Source organism: Agrobacterium sp. fls2-241-TYG-188a (assembly GCF_030209845.1).
On the sequence record NZ_JARVRD010000009.1, the window covers coordinates 44,345 to 62,469 of the forward strand.

Annotated in this window: 18 protein-coding genes; 9 read left to right on the forward strand and 9 right to left on the reverse strand. The window is 59.2% G+C overall.

The window, feature by feature from the left end; all coding sequences use genetic code 11:
* The first annotated feature begins 67 nt into the window (after positions 1 to 67).
* The 5 genes from rbfA to QRN85_RS22020 all read left to right on the forward strand — a co-directional run bounded on the left by rbfA (position 68) and on the right by QRN85_RS22020 (position 5,543).
* Positions 68 to 484 carry a 30S ribosome-binding factor RbfA gene (gene rbfA / locus QRN85_RS22000; RefSeq protein ID WP_062587336.1) on the forward strand — a complete coding sequence of 139 codons (417 nt, stop codon included), beginning with the start codon at positions 68 to 70 and terminating at the stop codon, positions 482 to 484.
* 3 nt (positions 485 to 487) lie between these two features.
* Positions 488 to 1,435, forward strand: coding sequence for a tRNA pseudouridine(55) synthase TruB (truB, locus tag QRN85_RS22005; protein ID WP_113091997.1), 948 nt, complete (start codon positions 488 to 490; stop codon positions 1,433 to 1,435).
* A 203-nt stretch (positions 1,436 to 1,638) separates the two neighbouring features.
* Entirely contained in the window at positions 1,639 to 1,908 is a 270-nt protein-coding gene (gene rpsO, locus QRN85_RS22010; RefSeq protein ID WP_062587338.1) for a 30S ribosomal protein S15, read from the forward strand.
* 299 nt (positions 1,909 to 2,207) lie between these two features.
* Positions 2,208 to 4,349, forward strand: coding sequence for a polyribonucleotide nucleotidyltransferase (pnp, locus tag QRN85_RS22015; RefSeq protein WP_062587339.1), 2,142 nt, complete (start codon positions 2,208 to 2,210; stop codon positions 4,347 to 4,349).
* A 174-nt stretch (positions 4,350 to 4,523) separates the two neighbouring features.
* Positions 4,524 to 5,543, forward strand: coding sequence for a class I SAM-dependent methyltransferase (locus QRN85_RS22020; RefSeq protein ID WP_113098522.1), 1,020 nt, complete (start codon positions 4,524 to 4,526; stop codon positions 5,541 to 5,543).
* A gap of 22 nt (positions 5,544 to 5,565) precedes the next feature.
* On the opposite strand, the gene QRN85_RS22025 is transcribed toward QRN85_RS22020, so the two are convergent.
* Entirely contained in the window at positions 5,566 to 6,510 is a 945-nt protein-coding gene (locus tag QRN85_RS22025; RefSeq protein ID WP_284760110.1) for an AEC family transporter, read from the reverse strand.
* A 345-nt stretch (positions 6,511 to 6,855) separates the two neighbouring features.
* Between QRN85_RS22025 and QRN85_RS22030 the strand changes: the two genes are divergently transcribed.
* The gene (locus QRN85_RS22030) at positions 6,856 to 7,848 is read left to right on the forward strand and encodes an adenosine kinase (RefSeq protein WP_062587342.1); all 993 of its coding nucleotides are present in this window, start codon (positions 6,856 to 6,858) and stop codon (positions 7,846 to 7,848) included.
* On the opposite strand, the gene QRN85_RS22035 is transcribed toward QRN85_RS22030, so the two are convergent.
* The gene (locus QRN85_RS22035; protein WP_062587343.1) at positions 7,841 to 8,377 is read right to left on the reverse strand and encodes an SH3 domain-containing protein; all 537 of its coding nucleotides are present in this window, start codon (positions 8,375 to 8,377) and stop codon (positions 7,841 to 7,843) included. The genes QRN85_RS22030 and QRN85_RS22035 overlap by 8 nt on opposite strands.
* 184 nt (positions 8,378 to 8,561) lie before the next feature.
* Between QRN85_RS22035 and QRN85_RS22040 the strand changes: the two genes are divergently transcribed.
* A complete protein-coding gene (locus QRN85_RS22040) occupies positions 8,562 to 9,566 on the forward strand; it encodes a 2-hydroxyacid dehydrogenase (RefSeq protein WP_284760111.1) in 1,005 nt (334 codons plus the stop codon).
* Here QRN85_RS22040 and QRN85_RS22045 read toward each other — a convergent pair whose 3' ends face one another.
* The 7 genes from QRN85_RS22045 to QRN85_RS22075 all read right to left on the reverse strand — a co-directional run bounded on the left by QRN85_RS22045 (position 9,567) and on the right by QRN85_RS22075 (position 15,796).
* Positions 9,567 to 10,040: a GNAT family N-acetyltransferase gene (locus QRN85_RS22045; RefSeq protein ID WP_284760112.1), complete on the reverse strand. Its 474-nt coding sequence runs from the start codon at positions 10,038 to 10,040 to the stop codon at positions 9,567 to 9,569.
* On the reverse strand, positions 10,037 to 10,798 hold the full coding sequence (gene moeB, locus QRN85_RS22050) for a molybdopterin-synthase adenylyltransferase MoeB (protein ID WP_284760113.1): 762 nt from the start codon (positions 10,796 to 10,798) through the stop codon (positions 10,037 to 10,039). The genes QRN85_RS22045 and moeB overlap by 4 nt, the downstream gene beginning before the upstream one ends.
* A gap of 40 nt (positions 10,799 to 10,838) precedes the next feature.
* Positions 10,839 to 11,963 (reverse strand): DNA replication/repair protein RecF, encoded by a 1,125-nt coding sequence (gene recF / locus QRN85_RS22055; protein ID WP_284760114.1) that lies wholly within the window; start codon positions 11,961 to 11,963, stop codon positions 10,839 to 10,841.
* Positions 11,964 to 12,155: 192 nt separating this feature from the next.
* Complete coding sequence (locus QRN85_RS22060) at positions 12,156 to 12,785, reverse strand: nucleoside triphosphate hydrolase (protein ID WP_284760115.1); 630 nt, start codon at positions 12,783 to 12,785, stop codon at positions 12,156 to 12,158.
* Positions 12,782 to 13,573 carry an ATP-binding cassette domain-containing protein gene (locus QRN85_RS22065; protein ID WP_062587349.1) on the reverse strand — a complete coding sequence of 264 codons (792 nt, stop codon included), beginning with the start codon at positions 13,571 to 13,573 and terminating at the stop codon, positions 12,782 to 12,784. The genes QRN85_RS22060 and QRN85_RS22065 overlap by 4 nt, the downstream gene beginning before the upstream one ends.
* Positions 13,573 to 14,637, reverse strand: coding sequence for an ABC transporter permease (locus QRN85_RS22070; RefSeq protein WP_062587350.1), 1,065 nt, complete (start codon positions 14,635 to 14,637; stop codon positions 13,573 to 13,575). Before QRN85_RS22070 ends, QRN85_RS22065 begins: the two co-directional genes overlap by 1 nt.
* A 136-nt stretch (positions 14,638 to 14,773) precedes the next feature.
* Positions 14,774 to 15,796, reverse strand: a complete 1,023-nt coding sequence (locus QRN85_RS22075) for a sugar ABC transporter substrate-binding protein (RefSeq protein ID WP_062587351.1) — start codon at positions 15,794 to 15,796, stop codon at positions 14,774 to 14,776.
* 273 nt (positions 15,797 to 16,069) lie between these two features.
* Between QRN85_RS22075 and QRN85_RS22080 the strand changes: the two genes are divergently transcribed.
* Positions 16,070 to 17,302: an ROK family transcriptional regulator gene (locus tag QRN85_RS22080; RefSeq protein WP_284760116.1), complete on the forward strand. Its 1,233-nt coding sequence runs from the start codon at positions 16,070 to 16,072 to the stop codon at positions 17,300 to 17,302.
* 91 nt (positions 17,303 to 17,393) lie between these two features.
* Entirely contained in the window at positions 17,394 to 18,056 is a 663-nt protein-coding gene (locus QRN85_RS22085) for a TetR/AcrR family transcriptional regulator (RefSeq protein WP_284760117.1), read from the forward strand.
* Positions 18,057 to 18,125 lie beyond the last annotated feature (69 nt).

Below are 18,125 nucleotides of genomic sequence, written 5' to 3' on the forward strand. Positions count from 1 at the left end.
CGAAAATAGAACTGTCGGGCGCCGGCTTATACTGACCGGCGCTCGCTCTGTTTGAGGCAATGACATTATGGTAAAAGCAACATCATCCGCGCCTTCGCAACGCATGCTGCGTGTTGGCGAGCAGGTGCGCGCTGCGGTGACCCAGATTTTGCAACGCGGCGAAGTCCGTGACGATCTGATCGAAAAGACAGTGATTTCCATTTCCGAGGTGCGCATGTCGCCAGATCTAAAGATTGCCACGGCCTATGTGACGCCGCTTGGCGTTTCCGATCATACCGATACGATTGCTGCGCTGAACCGCCACGCAAAATATTTGCGCGGTCGCTTGGGTCCGCATCTGCGGCAGATGAAATATGTGCCGGAACTCCGCTTCCGCGACGATACGAGCTTCGACAATTACAAGAAGATCGACGCGCTGCTGCGCTCGCCGGAGGTGCAGCGCGATCTGGGACCTTCAAACGAAAAAGACGACGAACAGAACTGAAGCATGTCCAAACCACGCAAACAGCAGAACCGTAAGCCCAAGGGCCGGCCGATTTCCGGCTGGCTCATTCTCGACAAGCCCTTCGACTTCGGCTCCACAGAAGCCGTTTCCAAGATCAAATGGCTTTTCAACGCCCAAAAGGCCGGTCACGCCGGTACGCTCGATCCGCTTGCGTCAGGCATGCTGCCGATTGCGCTGGGCGATGCCACCAAGACCGTTCCCTATGTTATGGACGGGCGCAAGATCTATGAATTTGCCGTCACCTGGGGTGAAGAGCGCACCACCGACGACATGGAAGGCGAGGTTCTCAACACCTCCACCAATCGCCCGGATGAACAGGCGATCCGCGATCTCCTGCCGAATTATACCGGCACGATCATGCAGATCCCGCCGCAGTTCTCGGCCATCAAGATCGCCGGTGAGCGGGCCTATGATATTGCCCGTGGCGGCGAAGAGGTGGAGATTCCGGCTCGTGAAGTCGAAATTCACCGCATCACCCTGATTGCCTGCCCGGATGAAAACACCGCGCATTTCGAAGTGGAATGCGGCAAGGGCACCTATGTCCGTGCTCTTGCCCGCGACATGGGCCGCGATCTTGGCTGCTACGGCTTTATTTCGCAGCTGCGCCGCTCCATGGTCGCGCCGTTTTCGGAAGATGCAATGGTGCCGCTTGCAAAGCTGGTCGAATTCGAGGCCATCGAAGATCGCGATGAGCGTCTGGCGGCGCTGGATGCCTATCTCATCGATACGTCGGAAGCCCTGTCCTCCCTGCCACATCTCATCATCAATGATGACCAGGCCCATCGCCTGAAAATGGGCAACCCCATCCTTCTGCGCGGGCGTGATGCGCCCACACAGGAAAGCGATGCCTATGCCACCGCCCGCGGACGGTTGATAGCCATCGGCGAGATTGCTGAAGGCGAGTTCCGTCCCAAGCGCGTTTTCGGCTAAAACAGGTCGAAGACAACGATATTCCGGCGCTCTTTTGGCGCATGGAGCAAAAGAGGCGGTGGCAATCGCCTCTTTCCTTTATGGGCCAATTGGTTTATAGGCAGCGGCAGCTTGGGCAGAGCCCACGCTAATACATGGCCAGTGCTGGACGACATCCCGGCGCTTGGCGTCCCGTTTTTCCTTAAAATAGAAAGGATCGTCCGATGTCGATTACTGCAGAGCGCAAAGCCGCCCTTATCAAGGAATATGCCACCAAGGAAGGTGATACCGGTTCGCCGGAAGTTCAGGTCGCAATTTTGACCGAACGGATCAACAACCTGACGGGCCACTTCAAGGATCACAAGAAGGACAACCACTCGCGTCGTGGCCTTCTGACCCTGGTTTCCAGCCGCCGTTCGCTTCTCGACTATCTGAAGAAGAAGGACGAAGGCCGTTACACCAAGTTGATCGGTGCCCTCGGCATTCGCCGCTAAAATTGCAATTCCGGCGGGGTTTTTAAAGAAATTCCCGCCGGTTTTCTTCCGGCCACATGCTGGAATAGACTATCGGCAGTCCAAGTGACGCCAACAATGAGAGACGGGCCGGATGGGCCGGTGCCGTCTGATATAACCGATGACCTGTCATGGGGCAGGATTGCCGGATGCTTTAACAACACTGCGGTGTTGTCGTGTTTTAAGGGAACATGTGCTGGAGCCTCCCGCTGTCTTGCCCGTGATACGTTCTGTTCCCGCGTTTTCGTTTTGAAAACCGGGACGATATTTGAGGACAAGATATGTTCAATCAACACTCCGTGGAAATCGAATGGGCAGGCCGCCCGCTCAAGCTTGAAACGGGCAAGGTTGCCCGTCAGGCAGACGGCGCCGTCATCGCCACCTATGGCGAGACCATGGTTCTGGCCACCGTCGTTTCCGCAAAGGCACCGAAGCCCGGTCAGGACTTCTTCCCGCTCACCGTCAACTACCAGGAAAAGACCTATGCCGCCGGCAAGATCCCCGGTGGTTACTTCAAGCGTGAAGGCCGTCCTTCTGAAAACGAAACGCTGGTTTCGCGCCTGATCGACCGTCCAATCCGCCCGCTGTTCCCTGAAGGCTACAAGAACGACACGCAGGTTGTCGTCACTGTCATTCAGCACGATCTGGAAAACAACCCGGACGTTCTGTCGATGGTTGCCGCTTCGGCTGCACTGACGCTGTCTGGCGTTCCTTTCATGGGCCCGGTCGGTGGCGCACGCGTCGGCTACATCAACGGCGAATATGTTCTGAACCCGCATCTCGACGAGATGGACGAATCGGTACTCGACCTCGTCGTTGCCGGTACGCAGGACGCCGTTTTAATGGTTGAGTCCGAAGCCAAGGAACTCAACGAAGAAATCATGCTCGGTGCCGTCATGTTCGGTCACCGCGGTTTCCAGCCGGTCATCGACGCGATCATCAAGCTCGCTGAAGTAGCCGCCAAGGAGCCACGCGAATTCGAACCGGAAGATTTCTCCGCTCTCGAAGCTGAAATGCTCGGCATTGCCGAAGCTGAACTGCGCGACGCCTACAAGATCACCGAAAAGGCTGCCCGCTACAACGCGGTTGACGCCGTAAAGGCCAAGGTCAAGGCTCACTTCCTGCCGGAAGATGGCGAAGCCAAGTACACCGCTGAAGAAATCGGCGCGACCTTCAAGCACCTGCAGGCGAAGATCGTTCGCTGGAACATTCTGGACACCAAGAGCCGCATCGACGGCCGCGACCTGTCCACCGTTCGTCCGATCATCTCGGAAGTCGGCCTTCTGCCACGCACGCACGGCTCGGCGCTGTTCACACGCGGCGAAACCCAGGCCATCGTCGTTGCCACGCTCGGCACCGGTGAAGACGAGCAGTATGTCGACAGCCTCACGGGCATGTACAAGGAACGCTTCCTTCTGCATTACAACTTCCCTCCCTACTCGGTTGGTGAAACAGGCCGCATGGGCTCCCCGGGCCGTCGCGAAATCGGTCACGGAAAGCTCGCATGGCGCGCAATCCGCCCGATGCTGCCAACGCCTGAGCAGTTCCCATACACGCTGCGCGTCGTATCCGAGATCACCGAGTCCAACGGTTCGTCCTCCATGGCAACCGTCTGCGGCACCTCGCTCGCTCTGATGGACGCAGGCGTTCCTCTGGCAAAGCCGGTTGCCGGTATCGCCATGGGCCTCATCCTTGAAGGCGAACGCTTTGCCGTTCTGTCTGATATCCTTGGCGATGAAGATCACCTCGGCGACATGGACTTCAAGGTTGCCGGTACAGCTGACGGCATCACCTCGCTTCAGATGGACATCAAGATCGCCGGTATCACCGAAGAGATCATGAAGGTCGCTCTGGAACAGGCTCAGGGTGGACGCAAGCACATCCTCAACGAGATGGCCAACGCCATCACGGAAAGCCGTGGCCAGCTCGGCGAGTTCGCACCACGCATCGAAGTCATGAACATCCCGGTCGACAAGATCCGTGAAGTCATCGGCTCCGGCGGCAAGGTCATCCGCGAAATCGTTGAAAAGACCGGCGCGAAGATCAACATCGAAGATGACGGCACCGTCAAGATCGCCTCGTCCTCGGGCAAGGAAATCGAAGCCGCTCGCAAGTGGATTCACTCCATCGTTGCCGAGCCGGAAGTTGGCCAGATCTACGAAGGCACGGTCGTCAAGACCGCCGACTTCGGCGCATTCGTCAACTTCTTCGGCGCCCGTGACGGCCTCGTTCACATCTCGCAGCTGGCTTCCGAGCGCGTTGCCAAGACCTCCGACGTCGTCAAGGAAGGCGACAAGGTTTGGGTCAAGCTGATGGGCTTCGATGAGCGCGGCAAGGTTCGCCTTTCCATGAAGGTTGTCGACCAGACAACCGGCAAGGAAGTGGCTGCTGAAAAGAAGAGCGAAGGCGAAGCTGCCGAATAAGGCCGCCTGCGCTAGACCCTACTGAGGCGCGGGATTTTAACCCGCGCCTTTTTTCTATTGTTAGAGCGTGCTGGCTTCCAGAAAGCACACAAACGCTCGATGTCTGTTTTAACGCATGGTCCGTACGCCAAAGCGCCTCGCGCTCTTGCCGGACATGCTCCGAAGGATGCTCCGATGAGCCGTGACGCTGTCAAAACCCTGTTCCACCCCTTTGCCGCAGATATGCTGGCTGCGCCCAAGGCAGGCGAGCGTGTCCTGTTTCTGGGTGCGGAAGCCGGCGCCCCGCGTCTGGATGGTTTTGACGCAGAGATCGTCTCGGTCCAGAACCTGCGCCCGCTGTACCGCGCATTGCAGGCACAGGGGTCCGAGGTCACGCCTGACCTCTCCGGCGAAGACTATGATGCAGCCCTCATCCTGTGCGGCAAGCATCGCGGTGAAAATGAGAACCGCCTTGCGGAAGCGCTGAGCCGCGTCAAGGCTGGCGGTCTGATTGTCGCTGCCGGTTCCAAGGAAGATGGCATCGTTACGCTGCGCAAGACGCTGTCAAAGCTCGGCATCGAAGCGGAATCGACACCGAAATATCATGGCGTTGCCATCTGGTTCGGTCGTCCTGAGGATGTCTCCACTGCCGTTTCCAAGCTCAAGCAGGACGCTGTTACCATCGAGCGGCGCTTCACGGCCATGCCGGGCATGTTCTCGCATGATCGCATCGACGGCGGTTCGGAACTTCTGGCCTCGCGCCTGCCCACGGATTTCGATGGCAATGCTGCGGATTTCGGCGCTGGTTGGGGCTACCTCTCCATCATGTTGGCCGAAAAATCTCCGCGCACCGCCCGTATCGACCTTTTTGAGGCCGACTGGAACGCGCTGGAATTTGCCAAGACCAATCTTCTGGAAAACTGCCCACGCCTGACGACCCGCTTCTTCTGGCAGGACCTGGCCGCAGAGCCGCCGAAGGAAAAATACGATCTCATCATCATGAACCCGCCCTTCCATGCGGGTGGACAGGCAGCAGAGCCTGCGCTCGGTCAGGCGCTGATCAAGACGGCGGCAACGGCGCTTCGAAGCGGCGGCAAGCTGCTGATGGTCGCCAATCGCGGGCTTCCCTATGAGACGGTTCTGTCGAGCGAGTTCCGCAAGAGCGAAGAAGTCTGCCGCAACTCGCGCTTCAAGATTCTCAGCGCGCAGAAGTGATGGGTTTTACGGTCAACGCCGACTAACTCAGCAACCATGCCCATGCGGAAACGGTCAGCACGCCGAACAGCGTCGAAATGCTGATCGTGGATGCAGCAACGCTGTGGCCTATGCCGAAACGGTTGGCCAGCAGCCATGAATTGATGCCCGTCGGTACGCATGAGGTGAGGACGAGCGCGGCGGTCCATGCCGGGCTCAAGCCAAGGGCATGGGCAGCGACCCATACGCAGGCTGGCAACAGGATGAGCTTGAAGGCTGTCATCGTGACAGCAATGCGCAGGTTGCCCCGAATGGGGTATTTGGTCAGGGCCATGCCGAGGGAAATCAGGGCGGTCGGCCCGGCAATCGCAGATATCTGATCGATGACCGTCATCATCACCAGTGGCATGGGCAATCCGGACAGGTTGAAGCAGAGACCCAGAACCACCGCAATCACCAGCGGGTTCTGCACCAGATTGCGCCCCACCTGACGAAGCACGGCAAGCGTCCCGCGCTTTTCACCACCCGTGACCTTGTGTGATGCATTCTCCATCAGAATGGTTCCGGCGATCATCATGATCGGAAGGTGGACCGCAAGCAGAATGGAAATGGCAACGATTCCATCGCTGCCAACAGAGCGACCGACCAAGGGAAGCCCGATGAAGATGTTGTTGGCAAATGCCGACGATATGCCGGCGATCACGCCGATCCGCAATTCCTGTTTGAACACGTGCCGCGTCACGAGTTGGCCCGCCGCCCAGGTTATCGCGACGCCGGTGAAATAGGTAAGCCAGAGCTTGAATGGCGAGGCACCATGGAAATCGGCTGTCGCAAGCGTGCGGAAAATCAATGCGGGAACTGCAATCTTGAAGACGAAGTCGCTGAGGACATCGCCCGCCTCCGCCTTGAACAGCTTTACCTTCACTGTCACCCAGCCAATGAGGATGAGAAGAAAGATCGGCGCGACATTAACGGCGACAGCATACATTACGGAAAGGACTTTCGCGGAGCCTGAAGAGGCTTCCGGTCTAAAGCATATGCGCCGCTCAAACAAACTAATTTGCTGCAGGTCAGGAAATTGCAGCAGGCTTGACGGGACAAGAAAAAAGCGGGGTCGCCCCCGCCTTGATCCGCTCACTGCGTCAGTACATCCGTGACGAAGCGATGCGCATTCTATAGCAAGGCTTCGTGACAGGCACATGACGTGTATTTTTCACGTCAGAAGTGTTGTCAGCGCCCGTCACGGCGCGGTTTTGGCTTTTCTTAGTCGCAGAAATCTTTAAGACCGAGTTCCGGATAACGCATCCGTCGATGCGGTTCGGACAAGAGGCTCATGACAAAATTCGACGTACTGACCGTTGGCAATGCCATCGTGGACATCATCTCCCGCTGCGATGATCGCTTTCTCACCGACAACGCCATTACCAAGGGCGCCATGAACCTGATCGACGCCGAGCGCGCCGAGCTGCTCTATTCGCTGATGGGCCCGGCTCTGGAAGCATCCGGCGGAAGCGCTGGCAATACGGCAGCCGGCATTGCCAATTTCGGCGGACGCGCCGCCTATTTCGGCAAGGTGGCAGAAGATCAGCTGGGCGAGATTTTCCAGCACGATATCCGCGCCCAGGGCGTCCATTTCGAAACGGCACCACGCGGCACATTTCCGCCAACGGCCCGCTCGATGATCTTCGTCACCGAAGATGGCGAGCGTTCGATGAACACCTATCTCGGGGCCTGTGTGGAACTGGGTCCTGAGGATGTGGAGCCTGCCGTGGTTGCGGAATCGAAAGTGACCTATTTCGAAGGCTATCTATGGGACCCGCCGCGCGCAAAGGATGCGATCCGCGATTGCGCCCGCATTGCCCATGAAAACGGCCGGGAAGTGTCCATGACGCTCTCAGACAGCTTCTGCGTCGGTCGTTACCGCGAAGAGTTTCTGGAGCTGATGCGCTCCGGTACCGTCGATATCGTTTTCGCCAACAAGCAGGAAGCGCTCTCGCTGTACGAGACGGACGATTTCGAGCTGGCTTTGACGAAAATTGCCGCAGACTGCAAGCTCGCCGCGGTCACGATGAGCGAAGAGGGCGCAACCATCCTTCGTGGTTCGGAGCGGGTCAAGGTCGATGCCTATCCCGTCCACGATGTCGTTGACACGACGGGAGCGGGAGACCTTTTCGCGTCAGGCTTCCTGTATGGATATACGCAGGGCCGTTCTCTGGAAGAGTCCGGCAAGCTCGGATGCCTTGCGGCGGCCGCTGTCATTCAGCAGGTTGGGCCGCGCCCCATGTCATCGCTGCAGGCGCTTGCAAAGAAGCACGGCCTTATTTGAACGCCTCGCCGGGATAGGCGCCCCAGATCTCGCTTTGAGAAACCCAGCCGGTCACCTGACCGGCCTGGGCCTTGCACCAGTCACCATTGCACTCACCGATGCCGATCTGAACGCCCGGCTCAAGTTTCGCCACAACGGGCGCTCCGGACTGCGCCTCGCGGCGCATGTTGACATAGACATCCTTGCCCTTGCCGCGCATCCACGGGGCCGCCACGGCGGTTCTTTCACCCGAGAGCAGTGCCTGGTTGACCCAGCCTTCCGTGCCATCGGCATCACGGATGCGCCGCCAGTTCTCATATTCCTGGATGATTTCCACCGGCATTCCCGATTTCATGTACATCCAGGATACGGCGTAATCGGTGCTGGGGCCGATACGCATGTTGACGCGCTTTGATTTCAGGCTGACGAAGCGTGGCAATGGCAGGCCGCTGGCACCCTTGGCGGCACCCTGCGCAAGCGCCGGTACGCTTGCGGCGTTGAGAAAACCCAGCGACAATGCAATGCAGACAATAGAAACAATGCTACGCATGTCGGTTTCCGTTTCCTTGCGGTTTGGTAGTTGAGGCGGCAGTCAGGCCTACCATTTCCGAAGTCGATGACGACAACATGCGAGATTTGTTTGTCTTCGCCGGCGGGTCTGGTAGAAACGCCCCTGGTGAAGGAAATTATCGCTCTTTTTGGTTAACGACCTCTGAACAAGGTGCCTGCTGACAATGACGAATAAGAAGAGACCGACCGTCTATTTGACACGCAAACTGCCGGATCTGGTCGAAACCCGTATGCGCGAGCTGTTCGATGCGGAACTCAACATAGAGGACGCTCCGAGAACGACTGCCGAACTTGTCGGCGCCATGCAGCGGGTGGATGTGCTGGTGCCAACCGTGACCGATCGAATCACGGCTGACATGATCGAGCAGGCGGGCCCGCAATTGAAGCTGATTGCCGGATTTTCAAACGGCATCGACCATATCGATGTGGATGCGGCGGCCCGTAAGGGCATCACCGTCACCAACACGCCAAATGTTCTGACCGAAGACAGCGCCGACATGACCATGGCATTGGTTCTGGCCGTTCCACGGCGGCTGGTGGAGGGCACGCGTGTTCTCGCCAATGGATCGGACGAATGGCGCGGCTGGTCGCCCACATGGATGCTGGGACGGCGTCTGTCAGGCAAGCGCATCGGCATCGTCGGCATGGGCCGCATCGGCACCGCCGTTGCCCGTCGCGCCAAGGCCTTCGGCCTGTCGATCCATTATCATAACCGCAAGCGCGTCAATCCGGCCACCGAGGCGGAGCTGGAGGCGACCTATTGGGACAGCCTCGATCAGATGCTGGCCCGTGTCGATATCGTCTCGGTCAACTGCCCCTCGACGCCCGCCACCTATCACCTCATTTCCGCCCGTCACCTGGCGCTGATGCAGCCCACGAGCTACATCGTCAACACGGCGCGTGGCGATATCATCGATGAGGCAGCGCTGATCCGTTGCCTGATGGATGGCAAGATCGCGGGCGCCGGGCTGGACGTCTTCGAAAACGAGCCGGTGGTGAACCCCAAGCTCATCAAGCTGGCCAATGAGGGCAAGGTCGTCCTCCTGCCGCATATGAGTTCGGCAACCATCGAAGGCCGGATCGATATGGGCGACAAGGTCATCATCAATATCCGCGCCTTCTATGACGGCCACCGCCCGCCCAACCGGGTGCTACCCGGCAGGAGCTGATCAGGCGAGACGTTTCATCATCTCGATGGAGGTCACCCGCGTAAAGCCGGGATGGGAGTTTTCCGCCGTCTTTGAAAAGCCCCAGGCATAAAACCGGCGATGGTTGCCCGTGAGTTCGATGCGCGTTTCCAGCCGCAGCGTCGCAAGACCCAGAGTGCCGGCAAGCTCTTCTGCTTTTTGCAGCAGGGCAAAGCCCACACCCTTGCCCTGCGAAGAGGGCGAGACGGCGAGCTTACCGATGTAAAGGCATGACGCTTCCGGCCTGCAGAAGATACATCCCGCCAGATCGTCGCCATCCAACGCGACAAAGGCAATCTCGTCTTTGGCCTTCTGCGCCAGATTGACCAGCGTCAGCCGGTGCGCAGATGAGGGTGGATCGATAACGCCGTCCATATAGGCAAATGCAGATAATATCAGTGTCAGCAGTTCTTCGAATTGTTTAAAGTCTTTATCAATACGGCGAATCTCGATCATTTTTTCCCTTCGCGTCTTTTGTAACGAACTGTTTCAAAACGGGCTGCCAGCGCATCGTAGAGCAGCAGTCGCCCGATCAGCGGCTCACCGGTCTGCGTGATAACCTTGATTGCCTCCATCGCCATGATCGTCCCGATCACGCCCGTCAGCGCGCCGATAATGCCGGTTTCCGCGCAGGATGGCACGACGCCCGCAGGCGGCGGGGCGGGGAAAAGATCGCGGTAGCGGGGAAGTAAGGTGCCATCAGGGCCGGTTTCATAGGGTTTCAGCACGGTCACGGACCCGTCGAAACGGCCAACGGCCCCCGTCACCAGCGGCACCTTTGCCGTCTCGGCCGCGTCCGCCGCTGCATAGCGCGTGTCGAAATTGTCGGAGCCATCAATGACGAGATTGAAGCCCTTCAGATGGTCATGCGCCCAGACGAGGGAGAAGCGCTCCTCGAAATGCATTGTGCGCACATGCGGGTTCAGCCGTGCGATGGAGCGGCGGGCGCTTTCGGTTTTCAGCTCGCCGATGGTGCCGGTATCGTGGATCACCTGCCGCTGCAGATTGGAAAGCGACACCACATCGTCATCGATGATGCCAAGCGTACCGACACCCGCCGCCGCCAGATAATACAGCACCGGTGCGCCAAGCCCGCCAGCGCCAATGACCAGCACTTTGGCAGCCTTCAGGCGCTGCTGGCCGGTGCCGCCGATTTCCGGCAACAGGATATGGCGTTTGTAACGTTCGATTTCCTCTGGCGTCAGGGCATCCAAAGTCTATTCTCCGCTCATGCTCAACAGGCGATAAGCACTATCATTCGACGCTGCCGTGGGAAACATTGAAAAATTGCGCCCGCTCTCCCAGACCCGCAAACATGGCGGCATCCGTCCCGGTCATGAAGCTCTGGCCGCCCAGAGCGTGGATAAGATCGAACAGGGCAGCGCGCCGCCCTTCATCCAGATGAGCGGCAATTTCATCCAGCAGCAGCACCGGCGCATAGCCCGTCATATTAGCGGTCAGCTGGGCATGGGCGAGGATCAGACCCACCAGAAGCGCCTTCTGTTCGCCGGTGGAGCAGCGGCCTGCATCCATGTCCTTTTCCGCGTGGCGCACGAAGAGATCCGCGCGGTGCGGGCCTTCCAGCGTGCGTCCGGCGCCAGCATCGCGGTAGCGATTGTCTCGCAAAGTCGCGAGATACTCGTCTTCCAGATCGACCGCCGGGCGATGAAACTCTCCGTCCATGAAACCGGAGAGCGTCAGCGAAGCGGTCGGAAAATTCGCATCATTGCTGCGGCTGTCGATCAGCGCGCGCAACAGCCCCAGCATCTCGTGGCGGGCAACGGCCATGGCAATGCCAAGCTCGGCCATCTGTTTTTCGATGCCCTCCAGCCAGACCGGATCGAAGCGGCCGTCAGAGAGCAGGCGGTTGCGGCCACGCATGGCCTTTTCGAAATCACTTGCCCTGCGGCCATGGCCGGGATCGAGCGACAGAACGAGCCGGTCAAGAAACCGGCGGCGGTCGGAGGAGGAGCCGGTAAACAGGCCATCCATCGCCGGCGTCAGCCACAAGACGCGGAGATGGTCGGTCAGTTCATCGACGGATTTGACCGAGGTGCCATTCAGCCGCAGACGGCGCGACAGTGTCTCGCCTTCACCCTCCAGCCCCGTGCCGATGGCGACCTCGCCATCCATGCCGTTGACTTCGGCGAAGATGGAAAAGCCTGCAGCCTCAGCCCCCACCCGCGTCACATCGGAAAGCGTCGCGCGCCTAAGCCCGCGGCCCGGAGACAGGAAGGAGATGGCTTCCAGCAGATTGGTCTTGCCTGATCCATTGTCGCCCGTCAGCACCACGTGCCGCGCATCAAGGCGCAGGGCAACCTCCGCATAATTGCGAAACTCGCTCAGTTTCAGCCGGGAGAGGAAAACCTTGGCAGTCATGCCGCATCCAGAATCGTCATGGTTTCATGACCTACAACATGCGCTCGAAAATCGGAAAGGATTTTGAGAAAAAGCGCGCGCGCTTCCACCATCGGCCATGACCGTGCCGCCGCAATCCGCGTCGCGCGTCTGCGCGGCGCAGGTGTCTTTCCAGAAGGGGTGTGCGACCGGCCTGATGGTGTGAAAAAGGAACTAGTGCCAGATATCGAGGCTGAGGCCGGCAGCAGCGGAGTGCTGCACCACGCGTTTGCCGTTCGGGAGATCATTGTCATAGAGCTTGGCAAGGATCGCTGCCTCGTCCAGACCATAACCGACCCACCGGTCCCGCAGCCTCTGTTCCAGAACCTCGAAAGATGGACCAACGAAGATCGTAAAGTCGAAACTGGCTTTCAGCCGCGCCCACGGCTCTTCATTCAGCAGCAGATAGTTTCCTTCCGCCAGAATGAACCGTGTGTCGGCGGCGATGGCGCGGGCCGAGGCAATTGCGATTTCCCGGGAGCGGTCAAAGACCGGCACCAGCACCTCCTGATCCGCCCTGCGGACAGCTGCCAGAATGTCTGAGAAACCGCGCACGTCGAACGTCTCCGGCGCGCCCTTGCGGGCAAAGAGGCCGCGATGTTGCAGAATGCCGTTATCCATGTGGAACCCGTCCATGGGCAGGACTTCGGCCTTTTCACCGCGCCGTGTGAGCTCGTCCCGCAATGCATCCGCCAAAGTGGATTTGCCGGCCCCAGGGGGACCGGCAATGCCGATAATGAAGCGGGCACTGTCTGACGCGCGGGCAAGGATCTCGCCCGCTATCGCATCAAGCGTCATCGTCATGCGGCGAGCGTCTCTCTCGGCGGTTCCTTGGCACCAGTCATGAAGGCCACCGCGTCAGACATGGTGTATTCCTTCGGATTGATGACGCAGAGCCGCTTTCCAAGCCGGTGGATATGGATGCGGTCGGCCACTTCGAACACATGCGGCATGTTGTGCGAGATCAGCACGATCGGTAGGCCGCGGGAGCGAACGTCGAGAATAAGCTCCAGCACGCGCCGGCTTTCCTTGACGCCCAGTGCGGCTGTCGGCTCGTCCAGAATGACGACCTTGGAGCCGAAGGCTGCGGCGCGTGCCACGGCCACGCCCTGACGCTGGCCGCCGGAGAGGGTTTCCACCGACTGGTTGATGTTCTGGATGGTCATCAGCCCCAGTTCGGAAAGCTTGGAGCGGGCAAACTTGTCCATGGCGGAGTGGTCGAGCTTGCGGAAAACGGAGCCCATGATACCCGGCTTTCTCAATTCGCGACCGAGGAACATGTTGTCGGTGATCGACAGGGCAGGCGACAGAGCAAGGTTCTGGTAGACGGTCTCGATCCCGGCATCGCGGGCTTCGAGCGGCGTCTTGAACTGCACCGGCTTGCCTTCCAGACGGATCTCGCCTTCATCCGGGCGTATAGCGCCCGAAAGAGCCTTGATCAGTGAGGACTTGCCCGCACCATTGTCGCCGATGACGGCAAGGATTTCTCCCGGATAGAGATCGAAATCCGCATTGTCGAGGGCAGTCACGCGGCCATAGCGCTTGACGAGGCCATGGGCGGAAAGAATGGGTTGCCTTGTGGTATCCGTCATCACACGCCTGCCTTTCTGATCCACTGGTCGATTGCGACGGCGGCGATGATGAGCCAGCCGGTCAGCATGACCTTCCATTGCGGGTCCGCACCCAGCATGTTGAGACCCATGGAAACGACACCCACGAGCATGGCGCCGAACAGGGTTCCGAGGATGGAGCCGCGTCCGCCGAAGAGCGAGATGCCACCTATAACGGTCGCGGTAATGGCCTGAAGGTTATAGTCGGTCACGGCTGCGGAGGGTGAGATGGAGCCGTTACGACCGATGGCCACCCATGCCGCAAAGGCAGCGATGATGCCTGCGACCGTATAGACGCTCAACAGAACCTTGCGGGTCTGAATACCGGAAAGCTTTGCAGCTTCCGGGTCATCGCCAACGGCGTAGACGTGGCGGCCCCAGGCCGTGTGGTTGAGGATGTACCAGAGCAGCGCGACCAGAAGAACCATGGCAATCACGCCAAGGGTCAGAATGGCACTGCCCATACGGAAATTCGTGGCGAAGATCTGCAGCAGAGGCGCGTTTTGCGACACATCGGCATCACGGATCGTCTGGTTGGCCGAATAGATGAAATTCGTCGCCATGACGATGTTCCAGGAACCGAGCGTCACGATGAACGGAGGCAGCTTGACCACGGCGACAAGGAAGCCGTTGAACAGTCCGCACAGACCGCCGACCACAAAGCCCGCAAGGACAGCGACGCCGCTCGGCAGGCCATAATTCACGGCAACATTGCCCATGACGACGGACGAAATCACCATCACCACGCCGATCGAAAGGTCGATACCGGCGGTCAGGATGATCAGTGTCTGCGCTGAACCGAGAATGCCGACAACGGCGATCTGCTGGAGGATCAGCGTCAATGTATAGGACGAAAAGAAGCGTCCGCCGATGGTCAGGCCGAAGATCGCAATCGACAGGATCAGCACGATCAGTGGCACCGCCGCGGGCGTCGAGTGCAGGAAGTGCTGCGCGCGCTTCAAGGGTGAAATCTTTTGATGTTCGAAAGAAGCGACGTTCTTGTCGCTACCATCGAGCACCTGCTCAAATTCCTGTATTCCGCTCATGGTTTCTCCTCCCGCTCGCCAGCCCAAGCCATCCAAGGCGCCCGATTTTTAGCCGGATAATCTGACAGCGAAGTCTTTTGGGCGACGCGGGCCGGGCATTGAGCCCGACCCGCATGAATGCATCACAATGAAGGGATCAACCCCAGCACTTGGCAAGGCCTTCCTTGACGCTGATCGAAGGCACGCCGGAAACCGGCTTGTCGGTCACGAGCGATACGCCTGTGTCGAAGAAGGACTTGCCTTCAGTCGGCTTTGGCTTTTCGCCTGTGTCGGCAAACTTCTTGATCGCCTCGACACCAAGGGCTGCCATCATCAGCGGGTACTGCTGCGATGTCGCGCCGATGACGCCTTCCTCAACGGATTTCACGCCGGGGCAGCCGCCGTCAACCGAGACGATCAGCACATTCTTTTCCATGCCGACGGCCTTCAGCGCCTGGTATGCACCAACGGCTGCAGGCTCGTTGATGGTGTGGATGACGTTGATGCCCGGGTCCTTCTGGAGAAGGTTTTCCATGGCCTTGCGGCCGCCTTCTTCATTGCCGTTCGTCACGTCATGGCCAACGATGCGCTTGTCGTCTTCGTCGCCAATCTTGGTTGCGTCCTTGGGGTCGATGCCGAAGCCCATCATGAAGCCCTGGTCGCGAAGAACGTCGACGCTCGGCTGGTCAGGGGTCAGGTCGAGGAAGCCGACCTTGGCATCCTTGGCCTTGTCGCCCATGGTGCCCTTGGCCCACTGGCCGATCAGCTTGCCCGCCAGCAGGTTGTCGGTCGCGAATGTGGCATCGGCAGCGTCGACCGGGTCGAGCGGCGTGTCGAGAGCGATGACGAGAACGCCTGCGTCACGTGCCTTCTTGATGGTGGGAACGATGCCCTTGGTATCGGATGCGGTGATCAGGATACCCTTTGCGCCATCGGCGATGCAGGATTCGATGGCAGCCACCTGGCTTTCGGAGTCGCCGTCGATCTTGCCGGCATAGGACTTCAGCGTGACGCCGACTTCCTTGGCCTTGGCGGTAGCGCCTTCCTTCATCTTGACGAAGAAGGGATTGGTATCGGTCTTGGTGATGAGGCAAACCGATGTGTCGGCAGCCGAAGCGACAGATGCGAAAGAAACGCCAAGCGCAAGCGCGCCGAGAAAGGCGGAAACGGTGCTCTTCATGTAGTCCTCCCAATGGTGAGACAAGTGCTTCTTCTGAAGCGACTGTTGCGGCCCTTCTCCTCCAAGATCCGGTGCCACTGGCGCAGATGGAAACACCAAATTGGCGGCCTGTCAATAAATAAATCCAATTGAATTATTAATTCCTTGTGGCATTTTATGAATTCCGTAAGCATTGGGAAATGCGGTGAGAGGACGCCGTTTTTCCGCCATTCAGGCTTGCGGAGCATTGGCGCAGGCGGCATAGACGCGCGCTGGCCGGGGAGGAAAATGCGAATGACACGCTCAGCGGAGCCGATACAGCACGCGACCGCAAACGCGCCCGATTTGAGCGGTGGCGCCAATCAGGTTCGTGTTCGCGCCTATAATGAGCGCCTCGTTCTGTCACTGGTGCGCCGCCACAGCGGCCTCTCGAAAGCGGAGATTGCGCGCAGAAGCGGGCTCTCGGCGCAGACCGTATCCGTGATCATGCGTTCGCTGGAAAATGACGGGCTTCTCATTCGCGGCCAGCCCCTGCGCGGCAAGGTCGGCCAGCCCTCGACGCCGATGCGGCTCAATCCGGATGCGGTGTTCTCCTTCGGCGTCAAGATCGGACGGCGCAGCGTCGATCTGGTGCTGATGGATTTCGTCGGGCGCATCCGGCTCAAGCTGCGCAACACCTATCCCTATCCGATGCCCGAATGGATCCTGCCCTTCGTGATCAACGGCATCGCCGAACTGGAAGAGAAATTGTCGCCGGGCGAGCGGCAGAAAATAGCCGGCATCGGCGTTGCCGCGCCCTTCGAACTCTGGAGTTGGGCGCAGGAGGTGGGGGCCCCTCAGACGGAGATGGATCGCTGGCGTGGCGTCGATCTGCGGGCGGAAATATCAGGACAGGTTCATTATCCCGTCTTCCTGCAAAATGATGCGACTAGTGCCTGCGGTGCCGAACTGGTCTTCGGCGCAGGCCAGAACTATCCGGATTTTCTCTATGTCTTCATCGGCTCCTTCATCGGCGGCGGCGTGGTGCTCAATTCAGCCCTCTTTTCCGGGCGCACGGGAACCGCCGGGTCCATTGGCCCGCTGCCGGTGCAGGGCCGCGATGGCTCGACCGTTCAGCTTCTGAAGATCGCATCGATTTTCAAGCTGGAAGACATGCTGCGGGAAAGCAATATCGATCCCAAGCCGCTGTGGTTCTCGCCCGATGACTGGGTGGATTTCGGCGAGCCGCTGGAGCGCTGGATACAGAACACCGCCGCAGCCCTCGCGCAGGCCGTCATCGCCGCAGCCTCCATCATCGATTTCGCCTCCGTCATCATCGATGGCGGTTTTCCCGCCTGGGTTCGCGCCCGCATCGCCGCTGCCACCCGCAAGGCGCTCGATCTGCACGATCTTCAGGGCGTCGCCGTTCCCGAGATTGTCGAAGGCGCGGTCGGCAGCCAGGCCCGCGCAATCGGCGGCGCAAGCCTGCCGCTGTTTTCCCGCTATCTGCTGGATCAGAACGTGCTGTTCAAGGAAACTGCCGGTTGAGTTGAAGTGCTGCCGTTGCGTGGTTTCGTCTTTCCGAAGCCTCATGTATAAGGTTGGAAATCGTCAAGCAGGGCCGCTGCAGAGCATATTCATGACACTAAGCAGAGAATCCGTCCTCGAACCAAGGCGCAAACCGTTACAGGCGCGCTCTCGGGTCACCGTAGGCGCGATCCTGCAAGCTTCTGCCCGCATCCTGCTTGCGGAGAGTCGCGGAAGTTTCACCACCAACCGTGTGGCTGAAGTCGCGGGCGTCAGCATCGGTACGCTCTACGGATATTTTCCAGACAAGGAGTCAATCTGTATCGCCCTTGCGCGGCAGATCCTTGATGATGACCGCAGGCTTTTGATGGAGGCCGTTGATGCCGCTCGCAGCGAAGATGCTCTCCGGGTTCTCATCCACACGCTGTTTTCGCGCCACCGCGCCGAGCGAGAGCTGCGGCGCACGGTCATGAGTTTCTACATCGCTTCCGGTTTTGGCCCTGAGCATGATCGTTTGTTCGGTGACGTCGTCCGCTCGCTTGCCAGAAAATCGAGCCATCTACTGGGTCCGGATGCCCCATCGATCAACCCAATCCGTCTGTTTACCGTGTCACGCGCCGTCTTCGGCGTTGCCCGTGCCATGGCCGAACAGGGTGAAGCCAGCGACCTGCCGCTTGAGCCGCTGGTAGATGAAATGGTTGACTTTGTCCGCGCCTATCTGCTCGGTTTTCCGCAGCCGTCCAATCCGAGCAAATTTGTGGATTGCCTTTCCTGATCGGCAATATTTACTTGTTCTTTCAATTGCTTGCGTCCGCGTAGCTGCCCGCGCCAAAGCCGAGTAGAA